The sequence below is a fragment of the Pseudomonas sp. GW821-FHT07G06 genome (assembly GCF_058986625.1).
Map to the genome: position 1 here is coordinate 226,311 of NZ_JBYSVW010000009.1, position 24,752 is coordinate 251,062.

Below are 24,752 nucleotides of genomic sequence, written 5' to 3' on the forward strand. Positions count from 1 at the left end.
CAGCGCCAGAATGCTGCCATCTGCCCCGCCTGATTGTTAAGGAAGCCCGATGCCTGATCCTGTTGCTGCCAGCTTGCGTCTAGCGCCCGAAGCGCTGACCCGTCCGTTTTCCGCTGAACAGTTCAGCTTCTCTACCACCAATGATCTGGAGCCCTTTCGCGGTGTGCTTGGCCAGGAACGTGCGGTCGAAGCCTTGCAGTTCGGTGTGGCCATGCCACGCCCCGGTTACAACGTATTCGTCATGGGCGAGCACGGCACTGGCCGGTTCTCGTTCGTCAAACGCTACCTCAAGGCCGAAGGCAAGCGCCTGCAGACTCCGGCGGACTGGGTCTACGTCAACAACTTCGATGAGCCGCGCGAGCCGCGCGCACTGGAACTGCCGTCGGGTACCGCCGGTGCCTTCATCGGTGACATCAACGGCTTGATCGACAACCTGCTGGCGACGTTTCCGGCTGTCTTCGAGCATCCGTCCTACCAGCAGAAGAAAAGTGGCATCGACCGCGCCTTCAATCAGCGCTACGACAAGGCCCTGGACGTCATCGAGCGTCTGGCGCTGGAAAAGGACGTCGCGCTCTACCGCGACGCCAGCAATATCGCCTTCACCCCGATGGGCGACGGCAAGGCGTTGGACGAAGCTGAATTCGCCCAGTTGCCGGAAGCCGAACGCGAGCGCTTTCACGAGGATATTTCGGCACTGGAAGAGCGTCTGAACGAAGAGCTCGCCAGCCTGCCGCAATGGAAGCGTGAGTCGAGCAACCAGTTGCGTCACCTGAACGAAGAAACCATCACTCTGGCCTTGCAGCCCTTGTTGTCGCCATTGTCGGAGAAGTACGCCGAGAACGCGGCGGTTTGCGGTTATCTGCAAGCCATGCAGGTGTATTTGCTCAAGACCGTGGTCGAGCAACTGGTGGACGACAGCAAGACCGACGCTGTCGCCCGCAAGTTGCTGGAAGAGCAATACGCGCCGAGCCTGGTGGTCGGTCACTCGGCCAGCGGCGGTGCGCCGGTGGTGTTCGAGCCGCACCCGACCTACGAAAACCTCTTCGGTCGTATCGAGTACAGCACCGACCAGGGCGCGCTGTACACCACCTACCGCCAACTGCGGCCGGGGGCCTTGCATCGGGCCAACGGTGGTTTCCTGATCCTTGAAGCGGACAAGATGCTCAGCGAGCCATTCGTGTGGGACGCGCTGAAACGCGCCCTGCAATCGCGCAAGCTGAAAATGGAATCACCGCTGGGCGAACTGGGCCGTCTGGCCACTGTGACCCTGACACCGCAACACATTCCGCTGCAGGTCAAAGTCGTCATCATCGGTGCTCGTCAGCTGTATTACACGCTGCAAGACCTCGATCCGGACTTCCAGGAAATGTTCCGCGTCCTGGTGGATTTCGACGAGGACATCCCGATGGTCGACGAGAGCCTGGAGCAGTTCGCCCAGTTGCTCAAAACCCGTACTTCCGAAGAAGGTATGGCACCGCTGACCGCTGATGCGGTGGCGCGTCTGGCGACTTACAGCGCCCGCCTGGCCGAGCACCAGGGGCGCTTGTCGGCGCGTATCGGTGACTTGTTCCAGCTGGTCAGCGAGGCCGATTTCATCCGCCACCTGGCCGGTGATGGAATGACCGACGCCGGGCACATCGAACGGGCGCTCAAGGCCAAGGCCACGCGAACCGGGCGGGTTTCGGCGCGGATTCTCGACGACATGCTGGCCGGGATCATCCTGATCGACACCGATGGCGCAGCGGTCGGCAAGTGCAACGGCTTGACCGTGCTGGAGGTCGGCGACTCGGCTTTCGGTGTGCCGGCGCGGATTTCCGCCACGGTGTACCCGGGTGGCAGCGGTATTGTCGACATCGAGCGCGAGGTCAACCTCGGCCAGCCGATCCACTCCAAGGGCGTGATGATCCTCACGGGTTATCTGGGCAGCCGCTACGCCCAGGAATTCCCGCTGGCGATTTCCGCGAGCATCGCCCTGGAGCAATCCTATGGTTATGTCGATGGCGACAGTGCGTCCCTGGGCGAGGCTTGCACCTTGATCTCGGCCTTGTCGAAAACCCCGCTCAAACAGTGCTTTGCCATCACCGGTTCGATCAACCAGTTCGGCGAAGTGCAGGCGGTCGGTGGGGTCAACGAGAAGATCGAGGGCTTCTTCCGCCTGTGCGAAGCCCGCGGGTTGACTGGCGAGCAGGGGGCAATCATTCCTCACGCCAACGTCGCCACGCTGATGCTCGACGAGAAGGTGCTGGCGGCGGTGCGTGCGGGGCAGTTCCATGTCTACGCGGTCCGTCAGGCTGACGAAGCCTTGAGTTTGCTGGTCGGCGAGCCGGCCGGCGAACCGGACGAAAATGGCGAGTTCCCTGAAGGCAGTGTGAACGCGCGGGTCGTGGAGCGCTTGCGGGTTATCGCGGAAATGATCAGCGAGGATGATCTGAAGGAAGCCGAGAAGGAGTTGGCGCAAGAGGCATTGGCGGAAACCAAGCCGGCGTGATGCATCGTTGATCTGAAACTGTGCAATCCCTTGTGGGAGCGAGCTTGCTCGCGATAGCGGAATTTCATTCGACCAATATGTTGAATGTTCGACCGCCATCGCGAGCAAGCTCGCTCCCACAAGTTTTTTTGTGGTGGGCATCGAAAAGCGTCGTCGAAATGACGTCAATATTCACACTATGACCATTCGGCGCCTTTCGGTCTTGCCTCGGCCTGCAAGCCGGACTTTTCTTCTATTCTCTGCTCAGGGATATCGACAGTAATCACAGGATCGAAACAGCCTTCACATGGGGGCTGAATACCGGATCTACCGAGGGTCGCCGCCATGTCGCGCAACCTCTGCCTCACCCGTCAATGCCTGGGTCTTGTGACCCGTATCGAGTGTGCCATCCGTCCGTTGGCAGGAGACACAGGCATGTGGACTCTGCTGTTCGCCGCCGGAATGGCCGGTGAACAACCTTCGGCCATCAAGGCCCAAGGTCCGTTTCATGGTCCAATCGCCGCTGAATCAATCCTCGACACCATCGTTGAAAGCCTGACCTTGCACGGCTACGAGTTGGCCGACGATCCGCAAATCTGGTGCCTGCACCTGCAAGCCCAATTGCGGGAAATCAACGGTGGTCGCTGCCGCAACCTGGGCGGCTTCGAGTTTCACCCCGAGCATTGAGTCGCACTATTGATCAAGGCGTGTCATGTCGGCCTTGTCGAGCTTGACCTCGAAACCATACTGCACGGTGGCGAGGTCAGTGCGCTGATAGGTTTCCAGGCGCGTAGGCTGCCCGTAGAAGTAATGCACGGCAAATTGCGCCCGGCCCTGTGCGTTCGCGCCATGGCTGACCGATAGAATTTCCTTCAAGTAATTGCCGCTGTCGTCCTTGGCGAAAAAGCGCCAGTCCTGGGCGGGAAATGCTTTCAGATTCACCACCAGGGCATTGTCCTTGAGCTCGAGGCCTTTGGGCAGTTGACGGGTATCGACGGTTTTTTGCTCGATTGTGGCCAGGAACAGTGGCATCGAGCCCACGGCGTAGGCCGGCGTTTCCGGAAACAGATTCAGATCGTAGGTGATGGTGCCGCGCAACGGGTCGATCTGGTAGGCCTCGGGTGGCAGCTCGATCGGCTCGTCGCGTTTGCCACGCGCGTCTTCGGTAAAGAAACTCACCGGGCTTTCACCGGGGTTGAGCGATGTGCCCAGCAGCTCATCGTTGAAGCTGCGTAAATGGGTGAATTCGATTCGAGCAGCGCTGGGGTCGTCGACCGACTGACTGATGCTGACGTTTTTTTTCAGTTGATCCTCGCTCAGCGTTGCCCCTTTTAGCCAGGTTGCCGCCTGGTCGTCATAGACCACCACGGGCAGGTTCAAGGGCTGAATGGCCTTGTCCGAGGTCTCGGCATCGAAGCGCCGGACCGGCAGGTCGAGGTCCTTGCGGGTGACCGTGGCGGCGGAAAAATCCAGCATGTTGACTTCGAGGGTCTCGATCGTCCCGTTGAAATACACCTTCGAATAGCGTCGGGCCTGCCGTTTCTCAAAGGCGCGTTGTTCTTCGTCGAGTTGCTTTTCCAGTGCCTCGCTCCAGCTCTTTTGTTGCTGCATCTTGGCCAGTTGCTGCCGATAGAAGGCAATTTGTGCCGCGGTTTCGTTGATCGAGCCTGCGCGCGTGATGTATTGCCCGGTGCTGTCCCTGGCCTGGACGATCAACGGGCTCAGTGGTGTTTCACTGACTTCAGGCGCCAGCGGCGCACTGTTGTTGTATTCGATTTCCGCGTAGTTGTTCGTCAGTGAGAGCAAGGTGACGCTCAGGTTGTCATTGGTGCGGGTCTGGCCGATGTCCTTTTTCGTCAGGTCGAAACTGTAGAGCCGGCGGGGCGCGATGACTTCGACCTTACCCTGCAGGCTCACCGGCTGCGGCTGCTTTTTTTTGTCGATGTCGAGGCCTTCGATGAAGGGGTAGGCGACTGTCAGGTCGTCGGGGTTGGTCAGGTTGGAACTCGATGGGCTGAGTTGAATGCCGGGGTCGGTTTCCGACCATTCCGGCTGGAAGGCAATGACCCGTTTATTGCTCAGGGTGACGGACTGCCATTCCAGGCCGTGGGGAAACAAAAACGCGGCAGGAACGCTGAACGTGAAGGGAAACACCGGTTGCAGATCGGTCAGGTAGTCGGAACTGGAATCCTTTTGCAGCACGAACAACCCGTTGATGTAGGTGTCGACCAGGGCCTGCGGGGTCGGGTAGTGCTTGAGCATGGCAAGGGCGTCTTCGCCGTATTCGGTTTCCACCGGTTTGCTGTCGAGCTTGAGTTGCGCGCGCTCGAGCAGCAGCAGTGAGCCGCCCAGCTCCGACACGGCATCCTTGAGCTTCGGATCCTGGATGGCGTCCAGCGACTTTTCGAACTGCGCGGTTTTTTCTTCGAGGCTGACCTGGCGTTTTTCATCGCTGGGTGAGCAGCCACTTAGCAGCAGTGCCAGGCAAACTCCGGCACTCGTCATAGGCAATCGCACATCCATTTCCAGTCTTCCTGTCCAATATCACTGAGCGTTCAATGATTTGGACACTAGCAGAAAAACCTTGATACACAGGCGCAGGTGGCGGATTTTTCGACGTTTTCTGGCAGCTTCTGGATAGGGGCGGGCGACTGATATACTCGCCGCCATTTACAGTCCACATGTGAGATTCAATGGAACGCTTTATCGAAAATGCAATGTACGCCTCGCGCTGGCTGCTGGCGCCGATCTATTTCGGTCTGTCCCTCGGGCTGTTGGCGCTGGCACTGAAATTCTTCCAGGAAGTCTTCCACGTCATCCCGAACGTGTTCTCGATGGCCGAATCGGACTTGATCCTGGTGCTGCTGTCGTTGATCGACATGGCGCTGGTGGGCGGTTTGCTGGTGATGGTGATGATTTCCGGCTACGAGAACTTCGTCTCGCAACTGGACATCGACGACAGCAAGGAAAAGCTCAACTGGCTCGGCACCATGGACTCTTCGTCGCTGAAGATGAAGGTGGCCGCGTCGATCGTGGCGATCTCGTCCATTCACCTGCTGCGCATCTTCATGGACGCCAAGAACGTCGACCCCGAACATCTGCAGTGGTACGTGATCATCCACATGACCTTCGTGGTCTCGGCATTCGCCATGGGTTACCTGGATAAAGTCACCAAGCACTGATTTCAACTTCCATTGTGGGAGCGTGGCTTGCCCGCGATGGCATCACCTCGGTCTAACGATGAACCGCAGTGATGCCATCGCGGGCAAGCCACGCTCCCACAGGGTTGCAAAACAGACGGGCGGCGACGTCTGTGGCTTGTGCTTTGATGCACCGGAGCCTATCCCTGTAAGTATGTTGGCTCGCCATTGCGTGAGGTGCGTTCATGAACCTGCAAGAGTTGAATGCCTATGCCGTCGCCGGGAAGGTCGATGAGCTGAACCTGATCTCCATGGAGGGCGGCATCTACCTGCTTGAGGCGCGGATGCATGGCGCGGCGTATCCCTTGAGCGATACGCACGGGCACATGATGAGCCTGCGTTCGGTGGAGCATGCCCGTGATGTGCTGCGCTCCTTTCCGAAGCTGCACTTCAACCTTGTGCACACCGTCGTACATGACGAGATGTGCGGGCTGGTTGCCGATATGGAGGAAAACCTGAAGGTGCCGATCGCCTGACGTCCCTCATCAATGGCATGACATCTGTGCTAGTCTGCTGGCCCTTTTGGTTCCGGGCGCTCCGGGACGCGCTGTGCACGCACGGCAAGTTCCAGGCCGCCCGCACAGCGGAGCAGTGTCATGTCCGAAGTAAATCTGTCCACCGACGAAACCCGCGTCAGCTACGGTATTGGCCGTCAGCTGGGCGACCAACTGCGTGACAACCCGCCACCGGGTGTCAGCCTGGACGCGATCCTGGCGGGTCTGACCGACGCATTCGCCGGTAAGCCAAGCCGTGTGGGTCAGGAAGAAATGTCCGCCAGCTTCAAGGTCATCCGTGAAATCATGCAGGCCGAAGCTGCAGCCAAGGCTGAAGCGGCCGCTGGCGAAGGCCTGGCTTTCCTGGCTGAAAACGCCAAGCGTGAAGGCATCACCACCCTGGCTTCCGGCCTGCAGTTTGAAGTTCTGACTGCTGGCGAAGGCGCCAAGCCATCCCGTGAAGACACCGTGCGTACTCACTACCACGGCACCCTGATCGACGGCACTGTGTTCGACAGCTCCTACGAGCGCGGCCAGCCTGCAGAATTCCCGGTTGGCGGCGTGATCGCCGGCTGGACCGAAGCCCTGCAACTGATGAATGCCGGCAGCAAATGGCGCCTGTACGTGCCGAGCGAACTGGCTTACGGCGCTCAAGGCGTTGGCGGCATCCCGCCGCACAGCGTACTGGTGTTCGACGTCGAGCTGCTTGACGTTCTGTAATACCTGGCCCGATATTGCGTCGGGCTAATGTGGGAGCGGGCTTGCTCGCGAAGGCGTTTATTCAGTCGACAAACAGGTTGCCTGACACACCGCTTTCGCGAGCAAGCCCGCTCCCACAGTTTTTACGGTGTTTCATACTTCGATCTTGTGGTGCAGTTCACTGTGCGGACGCAACGCCCGGGCATAGCAGAACAGAAACAGGTTGCGCACCAGTTCCTTGAGCACCACCGGCTCGCTTGAACTCAGGCCGCTGACGTCCAGGTCACCCTGGTCCTGCAGCTCGCTCAAGGCTTCTTCTTCCAGCACGGCACAGACTTCCCCGGTTTCCCGATGCAGGATCCTGAGGTAAGGGTGTGGGCGGTCCAGCCAAGCATCGATCAAATAAGTCATGGTTCTCATCTCCACTTAAGGTTTGATGAGAATAATTCTTATTCATCAAATAGCAAGGGCCTATTGGCGGTTTGCGCTTTTTTCCGGGTAAAGATTGCGTCAGGTCAAAAGGACTGGCGTCTGGCTATTACCTGGATTGACCGGGGGAAGCGGGGGGGAGGCTCCATCCCGTGCGGGGCGCGGGATGGATAAAAGCAGGATCAGACTTTTCTGACGAACTCGGACTTGAGTTTCATCGGGCCGATGCCGTCGATCTTGCAATCGATGTCGTGATCGCCATCGCACAGGCGGATGTTCTTGACCTTGGTGCCGACCTTGACCACCAGGGAGGTACCCTTGACCTTGAGGTCCTTGATCACGGTGATGGTATCGCCGTCCTGCAGGACATTGCCGACCGAATCCTTTTTCACTGAGTCATCGGACGCCGCTTCGGCTTCACCGCTGGCGGACCATTCGTGGGCGCACTCGGGGCAGATCAGCTGGGTGCCGTCTTCGTAGGTGTATTCGGAATTGCATTTTGGGCAGGGTGGCAGCGTGCTCACTAAGGCTCCTTGGATTCAGGATCGCTAAAAAGCGCACATTGTATAGGGTTTTTGCCGGAAGAGGGCGGACAGCAAAAGATCGCAGCCTTCGGCAGCTCCTACAGGGTTGGCGTAGGAGCTGCCGAAGTCTGCGATCTTTTGATCTTAATGCGTGCGGGCTACCGCGAACTCACTCAGTTCAACCAGCGCATCGCGGTATTCGCTGGCGGGCAGCGCTTCGAGGCACTTGATCGCGCGGGCCACATAATCGCGGGCCAGTTGCGCGGTGTACTCCAGCGAACCCGAGGCTTCCACGGCTTCGCGGATGCTTTCCAGGTCTTCGATTCCGCCTTTCTGGATCGCCTTGCGCACCAGGGCGGCCTGTTCCGGCGTACCTTCGCGCATGGTGTAGATCAACGGCAGGGTCGGCTTGCCTTCGGCCAGATCGTCACCGACGTTCTTGCCCAGGGTCTCGGCGTCGCCTTTGTAGTCAAGGAGGTCGTCGACCAGCTGGAAGGCCACACCCAGGTGATCACCGAATGTACGCAGGGCTTCGGCCTGTTCCGGCGTGGCTTCGCACAGGGCGGCGGCACTGTGGGTCGAGGCTTCGAAGAGCATCGCGGTCTTGCCGCGGATGACTTCCATGTAGGTTTCTTCGGTGGTGCTGGCGTCACGCACTTTCGACAGCTGCAACACTTCGCCTTCGGCGATGATGCGCGTGGCTTGCGAAAGGATCTTCATCACTGGCATGGAACCCAGCTCAACCATCATTTCGAAGGAGCGCGAATACAGGAAGTCACCGACCAGCACGCTTGGCGCATTGCCCCACATGGCGTTGGCGGTCGAGCGGCCACGGCGCATGCCGGACATGTCGACCACGTCGTCATGCAGCAGGGTGGCGGTGTGCAGGAACTCGATGGTGGCGGCCAACAGGCGCAGTTCGTCGCCTTCACGGCCCAGGGCCTTGCCACACAACAGCACTAATAAGGGACGCAGGCGTTTACCGCCGGCCGAGGTGATGTAATCGCCGATTTTCGATACAAGCGGCACCCGCGAAGTCAGCTGCTTCTTGATGATGCCGTCGACGGCGCTAAAATCGTCCGCCACCGCGCGGTAGAAAGCTTGGGGTTGCATCAGCGACAGTCGCTCCAGAAGGGTTGCGCGGCATGCTAGGACCCACGCCAGCAGGTGTCAAGGCGCGATGGACGGCCCCTTGCAAGGCTGGCGTGGCTTGCGTACAATCGCGCACCCTGAACTTCCTGGGCAGCACCTGCCTTACGCAATTGCAAGCGGGCCTTCCAGCCCCATGCAGCCATGCCAGCCAATACCTCTTCTTATAAAGAGCTGGGTGAGCAGGATTATCGGAGAAATACCATGTCTTATGCAGTAATCGTTACTGGCGGCAAGCAGTACAAAGTCGCCCCAGGTGAATACCTGAAGATCGAAAAACTGGAAATCGCTACCGGCGAATCCGTTACCTTTGATCGCGTTCTGTTGGTTGCCAACGGTGACGACGTGAATATCGGCGCTCCAGTTGTTGCTGGTGCTACCGTTGTGGCTGAAGTGATCTCCCAAGGTCGTCACGATAAAGTCCGCATCATCAAGTTCCGTCGCCGTAAGCACCACATGAAGCGTATGGGCCACCGCCAGTGGTACACCGAGATCAAAATCACCGGTATTCAGGCTTAATTTCAGCCTAATTCCTCACTAGGAGAATTGAACTCATGGCACACAAAAAAGCTGGTGGTAGTACCCGTAACGGTCGCGACTCAGAAGCCAAACGCCTTGGCGTGAAGATGTATGGCGGCCAGGCTATCAAAGCAGGCAACATCATCGTGCGTCAGCGCGGTACCCAATTCCACGCTGGCTACGGCGTTGGCATGGGTAAAGATCACACCCTCTTCGCTAAAGTCGAAGGCGTGATCAAGTTCGAAGTAAAAGGCGCCTTCGGTCGTCGTTACGTGAGCGTAGTCGCAGCTTAATTGCGCGATCGCTGGAAAAGCCCTGTCTCGCGACGGGGCTTTTTCGTTTGTGGGGTGAGTCTCTTGCAAAGCTGTTTGTATGGGCTGTCGGCGTACGATGTAGGTGTCGTGGTTTGGGGTCGCTGCGCTCATTTTTGCAAGAGTCTTATGTCTTGATTGTTTTTCGGCTCGTCCGTATGGCGAGAGGCGTTTGTTATGAAGTTTGTTGATGAAGTATCGATTCGAGTAAAGGCTGGTGACGGCGGCAATGGCGCCATGAGTTTCCGTCGCGAAAAATTCATCGAAAACGGTGGTCCGAACGGTGGTGATGGTGGTGATGGCGGTTCCATCTACATGATGGCCGACGAAAACCTCAATACCCTGGTGGACTACCGTTACACCCGGCACTTCGATGCCGAGCGTGGCTCCAACGGCGGCAGCACCGACTGCACCGGCAAGAAGGGTGAAGACCTGATCCTGCGCGTTCCGGTCGGCACCACGGTGATCGACTCCGCGACTCAGGAAGTCATCGGCGACCTGACCAAGGCCGGTCAGAAATTGATGGTAGTGCAGGGCGGCTGGCACGGTCTGGGCAATACCCGTTTCAAATCCAGTACCAACCGTGCGCCGCGCCAGACTACTCCGGGCAAGCCGGGTGAGCAGCGCGACCTGAAGCTGGAAATGAAAGTGCTGGCTGACGTCGGTCTGCTGGGTTTGCCGAACGCCGGTAAAAGTACCTTTATCCGCTCGGTTTCGGCTGCCAAGCCGAAAGTTGCCGACTACCCGTTCACCACGCTGGTGCCGAACCTGGGTGTGGTCAGCGTCGATCGCTGGAAGAGCTTCGTCATTGCCGATATTCCGGGTTTGATCGAGGGCGCTTCCGAAGGTGCGGGTCTGGGCATTCGCTTCCTCAAGCACTTGGCGCGTACGCGTCTGCTGCTGCACCTCGTGGACATGGCACCGCTGGATGACGCCAGCGCACCGGATGCCGCTGAAGTGATCGTCAACGAGCTGATCAAGTTCAGCCCGTCCCTGGCGGAGCGTGATCGCTGGCTGGTCCTGAACAAGTGCGACCAGATTCTTGATGAGGAGCACGATGCTCGCGTCAAGGAAATCGTCGATCGCCTGGAGTGGACCGGTCCGGTCTACGTGATCTCGGCCATCTCCAAGCTCGGTACCGAGCGTCTGTGCCACGACATCATGCGTTACATGGAAGATCGTGCTGATCGCCTGGCCAATGACCCGGCATACAAGGAGGAGCTGGCCGATCTCGATCAGCGCATCGAAGACGAAGCTCGCGCTCAGCTGCAGGCGCTGGATGACAAGCGTGCCCTGCGTCGCAGCGGCGTGAAGTCGGTCCACGACATCGGTGACGATGATTGGGACGAAGAAGATGTGGATGACGAAGACGGTCCGGAAATCATTTACGTGCGTGACTGATTCGTTGCGATAAACTTAAGCGCCGCTCAATCGAGCGGCGTTTTAGTATCTGTAAATCGTTGGTCGCGAATAGCCACGAATAACGTCACGGGCAGTGCCAGGTCGCGCTGTCCTCAAGCTAAGGTTGAAGATGATGCGGAGCAAGGTGACAGGTGCGCAGCGTTGGGTCGTGAAGATCGGCAGCGCTTTGCTGACGGCGGACGGCAAGGGCCTGGATCGCGCGGCAATGGGTGTCTGGGTTGAGCAGATGGTGGCCTTGCATGAGGCGGGTGTCGAGCTGGTGCTGGTGTCCTCCGGGGCGGTGGCGGCCGGTATGAGCCGCTTGGGCTGGACTTCGCGACCCAGTGCGATGCACGAGCTTCAGGCCGCTGCTGCAATCGGCCAGATGGGGCTGGTGCAGGCCTGGGAGTCGAGCTTTGCCGAGCATGGTCGGCATACCGCGCAGATTCTCCTGACCCACGACGACCTGTCCGACCGCAAGCGCTACCTGAACGCCCGCAGCACCTTGCGCGCATTGGTCGAGCTCAAGGTCATTCCGGTCATCAACGAGAATGACACCGTGGTCACCGACGAAATCCGATTCGGCGACAACGACACCCTGGCGGCGCTGGTGGCGAACCTGGTCGAGGCGGATTTGCTGGTGATCCTGACGGATCGCGATGGCATGTTCGACGCCGATCCGCGCAATAATCCGGATGCCCAGATGATTTATGAAGCGCGTGCCGATGATCCGGCACTCGATGCGGTGGCGGGCGGTACGGGTGGGGCGCTGGGGCGTGGCGGTATGCAGACCAAGCTGCGCGCGGCGCGTCTGGCGGCCCGTTCCGGCGCTCACACCATCATCGTCGGTGGGCGGCTTGAGCGTGTGCTGGATCGCCTCAAGGCGGGCGAGCGCATCGGCACCCTGCTGTCGCCGGAGCGCGGCATGCTGGCGGCACGCAAGCAGTGGCTGGCCGGTCATCTGCAAACCCGTGGCACCCTGGTGCTGGATGCTGGCGCGGTGACCGCGTTGTCCCAGGGCAACAAGAGCTTGCTGCCGGTCGGGGTCAAATTGGTGCAGGGCAGCTTCCGTCGCGGCGAGATGGTGGTCTGCGTGGCGCCGGACGGTCGTGAGATTGCCCGCGGCCTGGCCAACTACAGTGCGCTGGAAGCGCAAAAAATCATCGGTCAGTCGTCCGAGGCGATTGTCGGTCTGCTGGGTTACATGGCGGAGCCGGAACTGGTTCACCGCGATAACCTGATCCTGGTCTGAAGGAATACCTGAATGCGCGTGGCAAAAGGATGGTTGGGATTGCTGTTGGCGATGCCGCTGCTGGCTTCGGCCGAGGAAATCGGCCAGGTGTCGACGGTGTTCAAGTTCGTCGGGCCAAATGACCGGATCGTGGTCGAGGCTTTTGATGATCCCAAGGTCGAGGGTGTGACCTGCTACCTGTCGCGCGCCAAGACGGGCGGGGTCAAGGGGGGTCTTGGATTGGCCGAAGATCGTGCCGAGGCGTCCATCGCCTGCCGGCAGGTCGGGCCGATCAGCTTCAGGGGTGAACTCAAGGATGGTGACGAGGTGTTCAAGGAGCGTACGTCCCTGGTGTTCAAGACCATGCAGGTGGTGCGCTTCCTCGACAAGAAGCGCAATACGCTGGTGTACTTGGTGTACAGCGATCGCTTGATCGAGGGTAGTCCGCAGAATGCGGTGACGGCGATTCCGATCTTGCCGTGGGCGCACGCCCAGTAATTTCACGCAAATCAAACTGTGGGAGCGAGCTTGCTCGCGATAGCGGATATCCAGCCAGCACAAGTGCTGAATGTTAATCCGTCATCGCGAGCAAGCTCGCTCCCACAGTTTTTTATGTGTTCATCAAATCGCAGGCAATAAAAAACCGACCCTGAGGTCGGTTTTTTAATGAGCGTGTCGCTTAGGCAGCAGCGGCAACGTTCAGGGCCTTCACGTGGCCATTCAGGCGGCTCTTATGACGAGCGGCCTTGTTCTTGTGGATGATGCCTTTATCGGCCATACGGTCGATAACTGGCACAGCCAGAACGTAAGCGGCTTGAGCTTTGGCAGCGTCTTTTGCGTCGATGGCCTTAACTACATTCTTGATGTAGGTACGAACCATGGAACGCAGGCTGGCGTTGTGGCTGCGACGCTTCTCAGCCTGTTTTGCACGTTTTTTGGCGGAAGGTGAGTTGGCCACCGTCGAGCTCCTCGAAAGACTTTTTAGGAAATAGCAAACAAAATAGGCCGCGAATCATGCCGATGAGTTGAAGTCTTGTCAAGGGCGCTTGAAACGTTCCGCTAAGTGGTAGGCGTGGTGCGACGGGATATTTCTTTCCGGCGTGTGACCTGTAAACTCGCGAGCTTTGGCTCTGTGCTGTTGCGGCGCGGAGTATCGCACAAGTAGGCGCTTAGTTCGCCTGCTGTTTATCGACAGGCACAAACTCTTTCCATGAATCTGCTCAAATCGTTGGCCGCCGTCAGCTCTATCACGATGCTTTCCCGGATTCTGGGGTTTGTCCGAGACACCCTCATCGCGCGCACATTTGGCGCAGGAATGGCGACTGACGCTTTCTTTATCGCCTTCAAATTGCCCAATCTGCTGCGGCGAATCTTTGCCGAGGGGGCGTTTTCCCAGGCGTTCGTGCCGATTCTTGCCGAATATAAAAGCCAGCAGGGTGAAGAGGCGACGCGTACCTTCATCGCCTACGTTTCGGGCCTGCTGACGCTGGTACTGGCGCTGGTCACGGCGCTGGGCATGATCGCCGCGCCGTGGGTCATCTGGGTCACCGCGCCGGGTTTCACCGACACACCGGAAAAATTCGAACTGACCTCCAGTCTGTTGCGGGTGACCTTTCCCTACATCCTGCTGATTTCCCTGTCGTCGTTGGCCGGCGCGATCCTCAATACCTGGAACCGCTTTTCGGTGCCGGCCTTCGTGCCGACCCTGCTGAACGTCAGCATGATCATCTTTTCGGTGTTTTTGACGCCGTACTTCGATCCGCCCGTCATGGCGCTCGGCTGGGCGGTACTGGTCGGCGGCCTGGCGCAGTTGCTCTATCAGCTACCGCACCTGAAAAAGATCGGCATGCTCGTACTGCCGCGCCTGAACCTGCGTGACAGCGGTGTGTGGCGCGTCATGAAGCAAATGTTGCCGGCCATTCTCGGTGTCTCGGTGAGCCAGATTTCGCTGATCATCAACACGATCTTCGCGTCTTTCCTGGTTGCCGGTTCCGTGTCGTGGATGTACTACGCCGACCGTTTGATGGAGCTGCCGTCCGGGGTGTTGGGCGTGGCGCTGGGGACAATTCTGCTGCCGACCCTGGCCAAGACCTACGCCAGCAAGGATCGCCACGAATACTCGCGCATCCTCGATTGGGGCCTGCGTCTGTGCTTCGTGCTGGTATTGCCTTGCGCCCTGGCGCTGGGGATTCTGGCCGAGCCGCTGACGGTTTCCCTGTTCCAGTATGGTCAGTTCGATGCCCATGATGCGGCCATGACCCAGCGTGCGTTGATCGCCTATTCCGTGGGGTTGCTCGGGATTATCGTGATCAAAGTGCTGGCGCCGGGCTTTTATGCGCAACAAAACATCCGCACGCCGGTGAAAATCGCAATTTTCACGCTGGTCGTCACTCAGTTGTTTAACCTGTTGCTGATTGGTCCTCTGGCTCACGCGGGCCTGGCGCTCGCCATCAGCGCCGGCGCCTGCCTCAATGCGGGGTTGCTCTTTTATCAGCTGCGTAAACAGCAGATGTACCAGCCGCAACCGGGCTGGGCAAAGTTCGGCTTCAAGCTGGTGATTGCGGTGGTGGTGATGTCTGGCGTGTTGCTGGCAGGGATGCATTTCATGCCGGCCTGGGGTGAGGGGCAGATGCTTGAGCGTTTCCTGCGTCTGGGTGCCTTGGTCGTTGCCGGTGTGGTGGCCTATTTCGGCATGTTAGTGTTGATGGGCTTCCGTTTGCGCGACTTCAATCGCAAGACGCTTGGCTGAGGTTCCGGCCTCGATAAACACGGGCGGGCCGGCGGTTTTGTCGGCTCGATCACTTTGGGTTACGGTGTTGCCTGTCGTCGGCCGCCGGGTGTGGTTATAATCGACCACTTTATGAGCAAGAAGCGCGTTATGCAGCTGGTTCGAGGCCTCCACAATCTGCGCCCCCAGCATCGGGGCTGTGTCGCCACTATTGGCAACTTTGACGGTGTACACCGTGGCCACCAGGCTATCCTGGCGCGACTGCGTGAGCGTGCGCTCGAGTTGGGCGTGCCCAGTTGCGTGGTGATTTTCGAGCCGCAACCGCGCGAGTTCTTCGCTCCGGAGACTGCACCGGCCCGTCTGGCCCGTCTGCGGGACAAGCTGCAATTGTTGGCCGCCGAAGGCGTAGACCGCGTTCTGTGCCTGGCTTTCAACCAGCGCCTGAGCAAGCTCAGCGCCAGCGAGTTCGTCGACACCATTCTGGTCGATGGCCTGGGTGTCCAGCACCTGGAGGTCGGTGATGACTTCCGTTTCGGCTGTGACCGCGCGGGAGATTTCGATTTCCTGCTACAGGCCGGCATCCTTCAGGGATTTACCGTCGAAGCGGCACAAACCGTCGAGCTGGATGGCATCCGGGTCAGCAGCACACAGGTCCGCAATGCCCTGGCCGCCGCGGATTTCGCCCTGGCCGAACGCCTCCTCGGGCGGCCGTACCGGATTGCTGGTCGCGTATTGCATGGCCAGAAGCTCGCTCGGCAGTTGGGTACGCCCACGGCCAACATACAACTCAAGCGCCGTCGCGTACCGTTTACCGGGGTTTACCTGGTGGACGTCGAGATCGATGGCAAGACCTGGCCCGGCGTCGCCAATATCGGCGTGCGGCCCACGGTTCAAGGTGATGGCAAAGCCCACCTGGAAGTGCATCTTTTAGATTTTGCCGGCGATCTGTATGACCGGCGTTTAACGGTGGTTTTCCACCACAAGCTGCGTGAAGAGCAGCGTTTCGCCTCTCTGGAGGCACTGAAAACGGCGATCAGCGCGGATGTCGCCGCCGCCCGTGCACTAGCCGCACCTAGCGCCCATCGCTAATGAAGAGCCTTAAATGACCGACTATAAAGCCACGCTAAACCTTCCGGACACCGCCTTCCCAATGAAGGCCGGCCTGCCACAGCGCGAACCGCAGATCCTGCAGCGCTGGGACAGTATTGGCCTGTACGGAAAGTTGCGCGAGATTGGCAAGGATCGTCCGAAGTTCGTATTGCACGACGGCCCTCCGTACGCCAACGGCACGATTCACATCGGTCATGCGCTGAACAAGATTCTCAAGGACATGATCATCCGCTCGAAGACCCTGTCGGGCTTCGACGCGCCTTATGTCCCGGGCTGGGACTGCCACGGCCTGCCGATCGAGCACAAGGTCGAGGTGACCCACGGCAAGAACCTGGGCGCGGACAAGACCCGCGAACTGTGCCGCGCCTATGCCACCGAGCAGATCGAAGGGCAGAAATCCGAGTTCATCCGTCTGGGCGTGCTGGGCGACTTCGCCAACCCGTACAAGACCATGGACTTCAAGAACGAGGCCGGGGAAATCCGTGCCCTGGCTGAAATCGTCAAGGGCGGTTTCGTGTTCAAGGGCTTGAAGCCCGTGAACTGGTGCTTCGACTGCGGTTCGGCCCTGGCTGAAGCGGAAGTCGAGTACGAGAACAAAAAGTCCTCGACCATCGACGTGGCCTTCCCGATTGCCGACGAAGCCAAGCTGGCTGCCGCCTTCGGTCTGCCTGCCCTGGGCAAACCGGCCTCGATCGTGATCTGGACCACCACCCCGTGGACCATCCCGGCCAACCAGGCGTTGAACGTCCACCCGGAATTCAACTACGCCCTGGTCGACGCCGGCGACAAACTGCTGGTGCTGGCTGAAGAGCTGGTCGAGTCGTGCCTGGCGCGCTACTCGCTGGAAGGTTCGGTGATCGCTACCGCCGCTGGCTCGGCGCTGGAACTGATCAACTTCCGTCACCCGTTCTATGACCGCCTGTCGCCGGTTTACCTGGCCGACTACGTCGAGCTGGGCGCCGGTACTGGCGTGGTTCACTCCGCACCGGCCTATGGCGTGGACGACTTCGTGACCTGCAAGAAGTACGGCATGGTCAACGACGACATCCTCAACCCGGTACAAAGCAACGGCGTTTATGTGCCGTCGCTGGAATTCTTCGGCGGCCAGTTCATCTGGAAGGCCAACCCGGCCATTGTCGACAAGCTGACCGAAGTCGGTGCGCTGCTGCACACCACCATCATCGAACACAGCTACATGCACTGCTGGCGCCACAAGACCCCGCTGATCTACCGCGCCACCGCGCAGTGGTTCATCGGCATGGACAAGCAGCCGACCACCGGCGACACCCTGCGCCAGCGCTCGCTCAAGGCCATTGAAGACACGCAGTTCGTCCCGGCCTGGGGCCAGGCGCGCCTGCACTCGATGATCGCCAACCGTCCGGACTGGTGCATCTCCCGTCAGCGCAACTGGGGTGTGCCGATCCCGTTCTTCCTGAACAAGGAAAGCGGCGAGCTGCACCCACGCACCGTCGAGCTGATGGAAGAAGTTGCCAAGCGCGTCGAAGTCGAAGGCATCGAAGCCTGGTTCAAGCTGGACGCCGCCGAGCTGCTGGGCGCCGAAGCGCCGCAGTACGACAAGATCAGCGACACCCTGGACGTCTGGTTCGATTCGGGCACCACGCACTGGCACGTCCTGCGCGGTTCGCACCCGATGGGCCACGAAACCGGCCCGCGCGCCGACCTGTACCTGGAAGGCTCGGACCAACACCGCGGCTGGTTCCACTCGTCGCTGCTGACCGGTTGCGCCATCGACAACCACGCGCCGTACCGCGAACTGCTGACCCACGGTTTCACCGTCGACGAGTCCGGCCGCAAGATGTCCAAGTCCCTGGGCAACGTGATCGCGCCGCAGAAAGTCAACGACACCCTGGGCGCCGACATCATGCGCCTGTGGGTTGCCTCGACCGATTACTCGGGTGAAATGGCGGTTTCCGAGCAGATCCTGCAACGCAGTGCGGACGCCTACCGGCGTATCCGTAACACCGCGCGCTTCCTGCTGTCGAACCTGACCGGTTTCAACCCGGCCACCGACCTGCTGCCGGCCGAAGAAATGCTGGCGCTGGACCGTTGGGCCGTGGATCGCACCCTGCTGCTGCAGCGTGAGCTGCAAGAGCACTACAGCGAATACCGCTTCTGGAACGTGTACTCGAAGATCCACAACTTCTGCGTGCAGGAGCTGGGTGGCTTCTATCTCGACATCATCAAGGACCGCCAGTACACCACCGGCGCCGACAGCAAGGCCCGCCGTTCGTGCCAGACCGCGCTGTTCCACATCTCCGAGGCGCTGGTGCGCTGGATCGCGCCGATCCTGGCGTTCACCGCCGACGAACTGTGGCAGTACCTGCCGGGCGAGCGTAACGAGTCCGTCATGCTCAACACCTGGTACGAAGGCCTGAGCGAACTGCCGGAAGGCTTCGAGCTGGGTCGCGCCTACTGGGACCGCATCATGGAAGTGAAGGTTGCGGTCAACAAAGAGATGGAAATCCAGCGTGCAGCCAAGGCTGTCGGTGGCAACCTGCAAGCCGAAGTGACGCTGTTCGCCGAAGACGCGCTGACTGCCGACCTGGCGAAGCTGAGCAACGAACTGCGTTTCGTGCTGATCACCTCGACTGCCAGCGTTGCCCCGTTTGTGAAGGCACCAGAGGACGCGGTCGTCACTGAAGTCAGCGGCCTGAAGCTGAAGATCGTCAAGTCGGCCCACGCCAAATGCGCCCGTTGCTGGCACTGCCGCGAAGACGTCGGCGTGAATCCGGAACATCCGGAAATCTGCGGTCGTTGCGTGGACAACATCAGCGGCGCTGGCGAGGTCCGTCACTATGCCTAATGCCGTTGGCCGTTTCGGACGGCTGAGCTGGCTCTGGTTGAGTTTGCTGGTCCTGGTCATCGACCAGGCGAGCAAGTTCTACTTCGAAGGCAAGCTCCAGATGTACCAGCAGATCGTGATCATCCCCGATTACTTCAGCTGGACCCTGGCCTACAACACTGGCGCGGCGTTCAGCTTCCTGGCTGACAGCTCCGGCTGGCAGCGCTGGCTGTTCGCCTTGATCGCGGTGGTGGTCAGTGCTGTGCTGGTGGTGTGGCTCAAGCGTCTGGGGCGCAACGAGACCTGGCTGGCGGTCGCGCTGGCGCTGGTGCTCGGTGGCGCGCTGGGCAACCTGTATGACCGCATTGCCCTGGGCCATGTGATCGATTTCATCCTGGTGCATTGGCAGAACCGCTGGTATTTCCCGGCGTTCAACTTTGCCGACAGCGCAATTACCGTTGGTGCGGTGATGCTGGCACTGGATATGTTCAAAAGTAAAAAGACCGGAGAAACCGTTCATGACTGAACAGGTATTGGCTGAGCAACGCATCGGCCAGAACACGGAAGTCACCTTGCATTTCGCATTGCGCCTGGAGAACGGCGACACGGTGGACAGCACCTTCGACAAAGCCCCGGCGACCTTCAAGGTCGGTGATGGCAACCTGTTGCCAGGTTTCGAAGCAGCCCTGTTCGGTTTCAAGGCCGGTGACAAGCGTACACTGAGCATCGAGCCGGAAAACGCGTTCGGCCAGCCGAACCCGCAAAACGTGCAGATCATTCCGCGCTCGCAGTTTGCAGACATGGAACTGTCGCCGGGTTTGCTGGTGATCTTCAACGATGCGGCCAATACTGAACTGCCGGGCGTGGTGAAAGAGTTCGACGACGCGCAAGTGACCATCGACTTCAACCACCCGCTGGCGGGCAAGACGCTGACTTTTGACGTGGAAATCATTTCCGTCAAAGCGCTGTAACTGACCGGACAGGGTCAAAGTGTGGGAGCGAGCCTGCTCGCGAAGGCTGACTGACATTCAATATTGATGTCGTCTGACACACCGCTTTCGCGAGCAGGCTCGCTCCCACAGTGTTTTTCATTGTTTTCGCGCGCAAGACACGAGGCACAGCATGCAAATCAAACTCGCCAACCCCCGTGGCTTCTGTGCCGGTGTGGACCGGGCGATCGAAATCGTCAACCGCGCCCTGGAAGTTTTCGGGCCGCCGATCTACGTGCGCCACGAAGTGGTCCACAACAAATTTGTCGTCGAAGACCTGCGCTCCCGTGGTGCGATCTTCGTCGAAGAGCTGGATCAGGTGCCGGACGACGTCATTGTGATCTTCAGTGCACACGGCGTTTCCCAGGCCGTGCGCAGCGAAGCGGCTGGCCGCGGGCTGAAAGTGTTCGATGCCACGTGCCCGCTGGTGACCAAAGTCCACATCGAAGTGGCGCGCTACAGCCGTGACGGCCGAGAGTGCATTCTCATCGGCCACGCCGGTCACCCGGAAGTCGAAGGCACCATGGGCCAGTACGATGCCAGCAACGGTGGCGCGATCTACCTGGTCGAAGACGAGAAAGATGTCGCGGCGTTGCAGGTGAACAACCCTGAAAAGCTCGCCTTCGTGACCCAGACCACCTTGTCGATGGACGATACCAGTCGCGTTATCGACGCTCTGCGTTCACGCTTTCCGGCCATCGGTGGACCGCGCAAGGATGACATTTGCTACGCCACGCAAAACCGTCAGGACGCGGTCAAGCAACTGGCCGACGAGTGCGACGTGGTGCTGGTGGTCGGCAGCCCGAACAGCTCCAACTCCAATCGCTTGCGCGAGCTGGCAGAGCGCATGTCCACTCCGGCCTACCTGATCGACGGTGCCGAAGACCTGCAAAAGAGCTGGTTCGACGGCGTCGAGCGTATTGGCATCACCGCTGGCGCATCCGCCCCGGAAGTCCTGGTGCGCGGCGTGATCCAGCAGTTGCAGGCCTGGGGCGCCACCGGTGCCGATGAACTGGCCGGTCGCGAGGAGAACATCACGTTCTCGATGCCTAAAGAACTGCGCGTTCGCTCGTTGCTCTGAATTCAGTCCTTTTCTCGCATAACGCCTGCTCAACCTTGTCGTTGCGCAGGCTGACGCGACCGGTCCGTGCCAAGACCACTTGATGTCGGCTTACCGGCTCGCGAGCGGCGCAAATGTGTAATGTGCCTCCGATCAGTGCTTCGCCCTGACCTCTGAATCGTATTGAGCTTTCGACCGAACCGTTCCCTGCAATCGACACGCGTGCGCCGCTCTGGCGTTCGGCCAACAGTGGATTGTCGCTGTCCATCTCCCCCTTGCCGCTGATATCCAGGATCATCCGCCAGCCTTGGCTCCAGTCGCCATTGATGCCGTGAATCACCACGGCCTGGTTGCGGACGATGGCTTCGCTCCGGGCGGTGCGAATACCACTGAAAAGAACCTGCGCCGCTTGCTGTCTTTGGTTCGACTCGATCAGCGTTGCGAACGCCGGAGTCACCAGAAGCAGAACAATTCCTGTAATTGCCAGTCCCATGAGCAGTTCGATCAGGCTGAAGCCGTGTTGCCGCATGATATTTCCCTCCGTGGCGTGCTGTGGCTCGCGCAATCCGTGCGCGAGAAATGGCAACGCACAGCATCGTTCGAACGTTGTGCTGCGCAACAGCAGGTATAGCCGAAGGAAACAGAAGGGCCCGATGGAGCATCGTACAAAAGGTTTCACGCTGATCGAGTTGCTGATCGCGCTGGCGATTCTTCTGATCCTGCTGACTATGGCCGTCCCGGCGTTTACCCGCTCGACGCAAACAACCAGGGCTGATACCGAAATCGCGGACCTGCGGCGAGCGTTGAATGTGGCCCGGCTCGAAGCCATCGATCGGGGCAATACCACGCGGGTGCGGCCGACAGCCGGCGGGGATGCCTGGAGTGGGGAGCTGGCGATTTACGACGGTACTGGCGCTTTGGCCAATGTATTGCGGGTTGTTCCGGCAATGAGCAGCGGCGCAATTCTGGCGCTAACCTCTGGCGTCACTGCCATCGATTTCAACAGTCTGGGCGGATTGTCATCGCCGTCCTCGGAGGTGGTGATCAGCTATGGGCGGGGAGCACAAAGCAGGACGCTGACAGTGTGTTTGAACGGACGAATTCTATTGGGTGGACGTTGCGGATGAGGGCAGGGATGCAAGGCTCGCAGGAGGGCATGACGCTGGTCGAAGTCCTGGTGGCGTTAGTCATTCTGGGAGTGGGGTTGCTGGGCGCAGCGGCGTTTCAGCTCAATGCGCTGAAGTACACGGACAGCGCGCGAATGACCAGTCAGGCCAGTTTTATCGCCTACGACATGCTGGACCGCATTCGTGCCAATGCCGTTGCGGACTACACCATTGCGCCTCCGGCTTCGGGCAATCCGGACGTTGCCCGGGATCAGGACCTCTTTGACTTCAACGCCAACATTGTCAGCTCACTCGGCGCCACCGCGACCGGCAGGGTCACCGTCAACCAGCAGCTGTACACCATCACGATCAACTGGGACGACTCACGGGCCGCGAATACTGCCGACTCGCGGCGCAGCTTCGTCCTGACCAGCCGCACAGCCGTCGATCCGGGGGCGACCCCATGATTCGTTGCAGCAAAGGCTTTGGCCTGGTCGAGTTGCTGATTGCCCTGGCATTGAGCCTGATCGTGGTGCTCGGCGTGGTGCAGGTTTTCATCGCGGCCAAGAACACCTATCTCAGTCAGAATGCGGCCGCGAACATGCAGGAGGATGCGCGTTTTGTGTTGAGCAAAATGATTAAGGAAATCCGCATGGTCGGGATGTTCGGTTGTCTGGAAACGATCACTGATTCAAGTAAGAACGGTGATTTCCATACCAGTCGTACAACGCCGATTCGTTGGGACAACGGCGGCCGCCAGTTGACGCTGGTGATGTCGGATGTCGGCAGCAATGGCGACAAGCCGGACTGGACTGTGCTTTCCGATTGTAGAACCCATTCGACGGCCTACAGTGAAGGCCGGACGCCAGCGGCAGGGCAGCAGGCATTTCCGATCCGGCGGCTGACTTACAGGTTCAGTAACAACCAATTGCTCATGAAGGGCGGGGCCGCAGCAGACCAGGTACTGGTGGACAATGTCGGCGCTTTCGACGTGAGCTTCGGCTTGGCCAGCACGGCCACTGATCTGGCTGCATCCCGCTACAGCAGCAACCCACCGGACCCCGCGCTGATTCGGAGCGTACGCCTGAGCCTGACCCTCACCGATCCGAGCCGCCGGGTGAGTGATCAAACCTTCAACGTGGTTGCCGCTCTGCGCAACCGCTTGCCATGAGGGGATGCCATTGAGTCGTTCTCCCATGACGTATTATTCCCAGCGCGGCATGGCGCTGCTGGTCAGTCTAGTGTTCTTGCTCTTGCTGACGCTGATTGGCCTCTCCTCGATGCAGAGCGCGACCCTGCAGGAAAAAATGGCCGGTAGCGTCGCCTTGCACAACCAGTCGTTTCAGAGCGCCGAGGCAGCATTGCGGGTGGGCGAGAGTGGCGTGCAACGGGACAGTTATGCGTTACCTGTTTGCAGCGGCATCGTTCAATGTGCACCACCGTCCGAGTCCTCGACTATTACCGCAGCCGGGTTCAACGCCACTTCCGGAGTGACCTGGATCGCATCGGGCAAGGGCTTTTATGGCGTGCAAAAAATCGGTGTCAGCCAGGATGCGGTGAATGTGCCAATCAATACCCCGGCGACCTTGTATCGGGTAACCGCAGTCGGCATCGCGGGGCATTCGCGCAGTGTGGTGGAGAGTATCTATGCGAAGTACTGAGCGACCTGGCAGGTTATGGTCACGCCTGTTCGGTGTTGTGGTCGCGCTTGACCTGTCGATGTCGGCGCATGCAGCCACGCCAGCGGATTCGCCAGCGCTGAACCGGCCAACCTGTCTGGCGAATGGCAACTGGTACGGTTTCTATCATGGCAATCAGGGCTTGAAGGCCGTCTGCCTGAAGCTGCCCGAAGCAATCAGCGTTAAGATGCTCGACAGCAACGCCGATGGAGTGGTCGACAACCTCGACACGCTGTCCGAGGGTGTGATCTTCGTCGGAGAGCATTCGACCCAGGATACCGGTGACAATGGCGGGGCCGTAAACGATTCCACTGGCGACGATACGCCGGGGATGGAAAAATCCGGCGGCAGCCGTCGCATCATGTGGCGACAAATACAGTAAGTGAGAGTTGAGGCATGCGTAGTTCCAACCGCGGTTTTACCCTGATCGAAATCATGATCGTGATTGCGATCATCGGGATTGTCATGACCATTGCCGCCCCGAGTTTCACCGAGTACCTGAACAAGGGCCGTCGCGCGGAAGTGGCGGGTCTGCTTTCGGAGCAGGCGCAGCTCCTGGAGCGCTTCTACTCGCAGAAAAATGTCTACACCGATGCGACGGGCCTCAGCGCCGGCAATGACTACTACAGCATCACTCCAGCCCTGACCGACCAGACCTTTCTGCTGACGGCGGTACGCAAGGCTGACTCAAGCATGGCCACTGACAAATGCGGTGATCTGACCATCACCAACACCGGTGTGTTGGGTATGGTCAATGCGAAGTCCGGCCTGACCAGCAAAGACTGCTGGGGGCGCTGAGTTTCTTTTTCGGGTGCCTTTTGCACCCTCTGTCTATTTAACGATTGGATCAGAA

Annotated in this window: 28 protein-coding genes; 22 read left to right on the plus strand and 6 right to left on the minus strand. The window is 59.5% G+C overall.

What is annotated here, in order from left to right; translation table 11 throughout:
- Positions 1-49: 49 nt before the first annotated feature.
- Entirely contained in the window at positions 50-2,488 is a 2,439-nt protein-coding gene (locus tag AC3WJW_RS17210) for a Lon protease family protein (protein ID WP_493726774.1), read from the plus strand.
- Between the two features lie 324 nt (positions 2,489-2,812).
- A complete protein-coding gene (locus AC3WJW_RS17215) occupies positions 2,813-3,154 on the plus strand; it encodes a PA4575 family protein (RefSeq protein ID WP_007970902.1) in 342 nt (113 codons plus the stop codon).
- 6 nt (positions 3,155-3,160) lie between these two features.
- Here AC3WJW_RS17215 and AC3WJW_RS17220 read toward each other — a convergent pair whose 3' ends face one another.
- The gene (locus tag AC3WJW_RS17220; protein WP_493726775.1) at positions 3,161-4,990 is read right to left on the minus strand and encodes a hypothetical protein; all 1,830 of its coding nucleotides are present in this window, start codon (positions 4,988-4,990) and stop codon (positions 3,161-3,163) included.
- Positions 4,991-5,160: 170 nt separating this feature from the next.
- Between AC3WJW_RS17220 and AC3WJW_RS17225 the strand changes: the two genes are divergently transcribed.
- The 3 genes from AC3WJW_RS17225 (at position 5,161) to bamJ (ending at position 6,881) form a co-directional block, all read left to right on the plus strand.
- The gene (locus AC3WJW_RS17225) at positions 5,161-5,649 is read left to right on the plus strand and encodes a TIGR00645 family protein (protein WP_007970904.1); all 489 of its coding nucleotides are present in this window, start codon (positions 5,161-5,163) and stop codon (positions 5,647-5,649) included.
- 203 nt (positions 5,650-5,852) lie between these two features.
- On the plus strand, positions 5,853-6,143 hold the full coding sequence (locus tag AC3WJW_RS17230; RefSeq protein ID WP_493726776.1) for a DUF6482 family protein: 291 nt from the start codon (positions 5,853-5,855) through the stop codon (positions 6,141-6,143).
- A gap of 120 nt (positions 6,144-6,263) precedes the next feature.
- Positions 6,264-6,881 carry a BamJ family beta-barrel-assembly machinery protein gene (gene bamJ / locus AC3WJW_RS17235; RefSeq protein WP_007970907.1) on the plus strand — a complete coding sequence of 206 codons (618 nt, stop codon included), beginning with the start codon at positions 6,264-6,266 and terminating at the stop codon, positions 6,879-6,881.
- 132 nt (positions 6,882-7,013) lie between these two features.
- On the opposite strand, the gene AC3WJW_RS17240 is transcribed toward bamJ, so the two are convergent.
- The 3 genes from AC3WJW_RS17240 to AC3WJW_RS17250 all read right to left on the minus strand — a co-directional run bounded on the left by AC3WJW_RS17240 (position 7,014) and on the right by AC3WJW_RS17250 (position 8,926).
- Complete coding sequence (locus AC3WJW_RS17240; protein ID WP_493726777.1) at positions 7,014-7,271, minus strand: PA4570 family protein; 258 nt, start codon at positions 7,269-7,271, stop codon at positions 7,014-7,016.
- Between the two features lie 200 nt (positions 7,272-7,471).
- Positions 7,472-7,813, minus strand: a complete 342-nt coding sequence (locus AC3WJW_RS17245) for a zinc ribbon domain-containing protein YjdM (RefSeq protein WP_104451398.1) — start codon at positions 7,811-7,813, stop codon at positions 7,472-7,474.
- A 144-nt stretch (positions 7,814-7,957) separates the two neighbouring features.
- Positions 7,958-8,926: a polyprenyl synthetase family protein gene (locus AC3WJW_RS17250; protein ID WP_007970914.1), complete on the minus strand. Its 969-nt coding sequence runs from the start codon at positions 8,924-8,926 to the stop codon at positions 7,958-7,960.
- 240 nt (positions 8,927-9,166) lie between these two features.
- On the opposite strand from AC3WJW_RS17250, the gene rplU reads away from it, so the two are divergent.
- From rplU to AC3WJW_RS17275, 5 genes are all read left to right on the plus strand, one after another.
- Positions 9,167-9,481 carry a 50S ribosomal protein L21 gene (gene rplU, locus AC3WJW_RS17255; protein ID WP_003176051.1) on the plus strand — a complete coding sequence of 105 codons (315 nt, stop codon included), beginning with the start codon at positions 9,167-9,169 and terminating at the stop codon, positions 9,479-9,481.
- A gap of 35 nt (positions 9,482-9,516) precedes the next feature.
- The gene (gene rpmA, locus AC3WJW_RS17260; RefSeq protein WP_003281574.1) at positions 9,517-9,774 is read left to right on the plus strand and encodes a 50S ribosomal protein L27; all 258 of its coding nucleotides are present in this window, start codon (positions 9,517-9,519) and stop codon (positions 9,772-9,774) included.
- Between the two features lie 195 nt (positions 9,775-9,969).
- The gene (gene cgtA / locus AC3WJW_RS17265) at positions 9,970-11,193 is read left to right on the plus strand and encodes an Obg family GTPase CgtA (RefSeq protein ID WP_008052064.1); all 1,224 of its coding nucleotides are present in this window, start codon (positions 9,970-9,972) and stop codon (positions 11,191-11,193) included.
- Between the two features lie 133 nt (positions 11,194-11,326).
- Positions 11,327-12,445: a glutamate 5-kinase gene (gene proB / locus AC3WJW_RS17270; RefSeq protein WP_493726814.1), complete on the plus strand. Its 1,119-nt coding sequence runs from the start codon at positions 11,327-11,329 to the stop codon at positions 12,443-12,445.
- A gap of 12 nt (positions 12,446-12,457) precedes the next feature.
- On the plus strand, positions 12,458-12,922 hold the full coding sequence (locus AC3WJW_RS17275; protein WP_493726778.1) for a CreA family protein: 465 nt from the start codon (positions 12,458-12,460) through the stop codon (positions 12,920-12,922).
- 181 nt (positions 12,923-13,103) lie between these two features.
- Here AC3WJW_RS17275 and rpsT read toward each other — a convergent pair whose 3' ends face one another.
- Positions 13,104-13,382, minus strand: a complete 279-nt coding sequence (gene rpsT, locus AC3WJW_RS17280; protein ID WP_007970922.1) for a 30S ribosomal protein S20 — start codon at positions 13,380-13,382, stop codon at positions 13,104-13,106.
- Between the two features lie 252 nt (positions 13,383-13,634).
- Between rpsT and murJ the strand changes: the two genes are divergently transcribed.
- The 6 genes from murJ to ispH all read left to right on the plus strand — a co-directional run bounded on the left by murJ (position 13,635) and on the right by ispH (position 21,135).
- Positions 13,635-15,173, plus strand: coding sequence for a murein biosynthesis integral membrane protein MurJ (gene murJ / locus AC3WJW_RS17285; protein WP_493726779.1), 1,539 nt, complete (start codon positions 13,635-13,637; stop codon positions 15,171-15,173).
- Between the two features lie 129 nt (positions 15,174-15,302).
- Entirely contained in the window at positions 15,303-16,241 is a 939-nt protein-coding gene (gene ribF / locus AC3WJW_RS17290; protein WP_007970925.1) for a bifunctional riboflavin kinase/FAD synthetase, read from the plus strand.
- Positions 16,242-16,254: 13 nt separating this feature from the next.
- The gene (ileS, locus tag AC3WJW_RS17295) at positions 16,255-19,086 is read left to right on the plus strand and encodes an isoleucine--tRNA ligase (protein ID WP_493726780.1); all 2,832 of its coding nucleotides are present in this window, start codon (positions 16,255-16,257) and stop codon (positions 19,084-19,086) included.
- Positions 19,079-19,591 carry a signal peptidase II gene (lspA, locus tag AC3WJW_RS17300; protein WP_007970932.1) on the plus strand — a complete coding sequence of 171 codons (513 nt, stop codon included), beginning with the start codon at positions 19,079-19,081 and terminating at the stop codon, positions 19,589-19,591. The genes ileS and lspA overlap by 8 nt, the downstream gene beginning before the upstream one ends.
- A 7-nt stretch (positions 19,592-19,598) precedes the next feature.
- On the plus strand, positions 19,599-20,036 hold the full coding sequence (gene fkpB, locus AC3WJW_RS17305; protein WP_172435717.1) for an FKBP-type peptidyl-prolyl cis-trans isomerase: 438 nt from the start codon (positions 19,599-19,601) through the stop codon (positions 20,034-20,036).
- A gap of 151 nt (positions 20,037-20,187) precedes the next feature.
- A complete protein-coding gene (gene ispH, locus AC3WJW_RS17310; protein WP_015096888.1) occupies positions 20,188-21,135 on the plus strand; it encodes a 4-hydroxy-3-methylbut-2-enyl diphosphate reductase in 948 nt (315 codons plus the stop codon).
- Here the strand turns inward: ispH and AC3WJW_RS17315 are convergent.
- Positions 21,104-21,643, minus strand: a complete 540-nt coding sequence (locus tag AC3WJW_RS17315; protein WP_493726781.1) for a GspH/FimT family pseudopilin — start codon at positions 21,641-21,643, stop codon at positions 21,104-21,106. The two genes, ispH and AC3WJW_RS17315, sit on opposite strands and share 32 nt — an antisense overlap.
- Before the next feature lie 124 nt (positions 21,644-21,767).
- On the opposite strand from AC3WJW_RS17315, the gene AC3WJW_RS17320 reads away from it, so the two are divergent.
- Genes AC3WJW_RS17320 through AC3WJW_RS17345 form a run of 6 tightly spaced genes read left to right on the plus strand, consistent with a single transcriptional unit; the run spans position 21,768 to position 24,697 of the window.
- Positions 21,768-22,241 (plus strand): GspH/FimT family pseudopilin, encoded by a 474-nt coding sequence (locus tag AC3WJW_RS17320; RefSeq protein WP_493726782.1) that lies wholly within the window; start codon positions 21,768-21,770, stop codon positions 22,239-22,241.
- Entirely contained in the window at positions 22,238-22,687 is a 450-nt protein-coding gene (gene pilV / locus AC3WJW_RS17325; protein WP_493726783.1) for a type IV pilus modification protein PilV, read from the plus strand. Before AC3WJW_RS17320 ends, pilV begins: the two co-directional genes overlap by 4 nt.
- The gene (locus AC3WJW_RS17330) at positions 22,684-23,391 is read left to right on the plus strand and encodes a PilW family protein (protein ID WP_493726784.1); all 708 of its coding nucleotides are present in this window, start codon (positions 22,684-22,686) and stop codon (positions 23,389-23,391) included. The genes pilV and AC3WJW_RS17330 overlap by 4 nt, the downstream gene beginning before the upstream one ends.
- Positions 23,392-23,401: 10 nt before the next feature.
- Positions 23,402-23,881, plus strand: coding sequence for a pilus assembly PilX family protein (locus tag AC3WJW_RS17335; protein ID WP_493726785.1), 480 nt, complete (start codon positions 23,402-23,404; stop codon positions 23,879-23,881).
- Complete coding sequence (locus tag AC3WJW_RS17340; protein ID WP_493726786.1) at positions 23,868-24,281, plus strand: hypothetical protein; 414 nt, start codon at positions 23,868-23,870, stop codon at positions 24,279-24,281. The genes AC3WJW_RS17335 and AC3WJW_RS17340 overlap by 14 nt, the downstream gene beginning before the upstream one ends.
- Positions 24,282-24,295: 14 nt before the next feature.
- A complete protein-coding gene (locus AC3WJW_RS17345; protein WP_104451407.1) occupies positions 24,296-24,697 on the plus strand; it encodes a type IV pilin protein in 402 nt (133 codons plus the stop codon).
- Positions 24,698-24,752: the final 55 nt, after the last annotated feature.

Coding starts and splice junctions, on each gene's coding strand:
- AC3WJW_RS17210 (WP_493726774.1), top strand. CDS start 50: ATGCCTGATCCTGTTGCTGCCAGCTTGCGTCTAGCGCCCGAAGCGCTG.
- AC3WJW_RS17215 (WP_007970902.1), top strand. CDS start 2,813: ATGTCGCGCAACCTCTGCCTCACCCGTCAATGCCTGGGTCTTGTGACC.
- AC3WJW_RS17220 (WP_493726775.1), bottom strand. CDS start 4,990: ATGGATGTGCGATTGCCTATGACGAGTGCCGGAGTTTGCCTGGCACTG.
- AC3WJW_RS17225 (WP_007970904.1), top strand. CDS start 5,161: ATGGAACGCTTTATCGAAAATGCAATGTACGCCTCGCGCTGGCTGCTG.
- AC3WJW_RS17230 (WP_493726776.1), top strand. CDS start 5,853: ATGAACCTGCAAGAGTTGAATGCCTATGCCGTCGCCGGGAAGGTCGAT.
- bamJ (WP_007970907.1), top strand. CDS start 6,264: ATGTCCGAAGTAAATCTGTCCACCGACGAAACCCGCGTCAGCTACGGT.
- AC3WJW_RS17240 (WP_493726777.1), bottom strand. CDS start 7,271: ATGACTTATTTGATCGATGCTTGGCTGGACCGCCCACACCCTTACCTC.
- AC3WJW_RS17250 (WP_007970914.1), bottom strand. CDS start 8,926: ATGCAACCCCAAGCTTTCTACCGCGCGGTGGCGGACGATTTTAGCGCC.
- rplU (WP_003176051.1), top strand. CDS start 9,167: ATGTCTTATGCAGTAATCGTTACTGGCGGCAAGCAGTACAAAGTCGCC.
- rpmA (WP_003281574.1), top strand. CDS start 9,517: ATGGCACACAAAAAAGCTGGTGGTAGTACCCGTAACGGTCGCGACTCA.
- cgtA (WP_008052064.1), top strand. CDS start 9,970: ATGAAGTTTGTTGATGAAGTATCGATTCGAGTAAAGGCTGGTGACGGC.
- proB (WP_493726814.1), top strand. CDS start 11,327: ATGCGGAGCAAGGTGACAGGTGCGCAGCGTTGGGTCGTGAAGATCGGC.
- AC3WJW_RS17275 (WP_493726778.1), top strand. CDS start 12,458: ATGCGCGTGGCAAAAGGATGGTTGGGATTGCTGTTGGCGATGCCGCTG.
- murJ (WP_493726779.1), top strand. CDS start 13,635: ATGAATCTGCTCAAATCGTTGGCCGCCGTCAGCTCTATCACGATGCTT.
- ribF (WP_007970925.1), top strand. CDS start 15,303: ATGCAGCTGGTTCGAGGCCTCCACAATCTGCGCCCCCAGCATCGGGGC.
- ileS (WP_493726780.1), top strand. CDS start 16,255: ATGACCGACTATAAAGCCACGCTAAACCTTCCGGACACCGCCTTCCCA.
- lspA (WP_007970932.1), top strand. CDS start 19,079: ATGCCTAATGCCGTTGGCCGTTTCGGACGGCTGAGCTGGCTCTGGTTG.
- ispH (WP_015096888.1), top strand. CDS start 20,188: ATGCAAATCAAACTCGCCAACCCCCGTGGCTTCTGTGCCGGTGTGGAC.
- AC3WJW_RS17315 (WP_493726781.1), bottom strand. CDS start 21,643: ATGCGGCAACACGGCTTCAGCCTGATCGAACTGCTCATGGGACTGGCA.
- AC3WJW_RS17320 (WP_493726782.1), top strand. CDS start 21,768: ATGGAGCATCGTACAAAAGGTTTCACGCTGATCGAGTTGCTGATCGCG.
- pilV (WP_493726783.1), top strand. CDS start 22,238: ATGAGGGCAGGGATGCAAGGCTCGCAGGAGGGCATGACGCTGGTCGAA.
- AC3WJW_RS17330 (WP_493726784.1), top strand. CDS start 22,684: ATGATTCGTTGCAGCAAAGGCTTTGGCCTGGTCGAGTTGCTGATTGCC.
- AC3WJW_RS17340 (WP_493726786.1), top strand. CDS start 23,868: ATGCGAAGTACTGAGCGACCTGGCAGGTTATGGTCACGCCTGTTCGGT.
- AC3WJW_RS17345 (WP_104451407.1), top strand. CDS start 24,296: ATGCGTAGTTCCAACCGCGGTTTTACCCTGATCGAAATCATGATCGTG.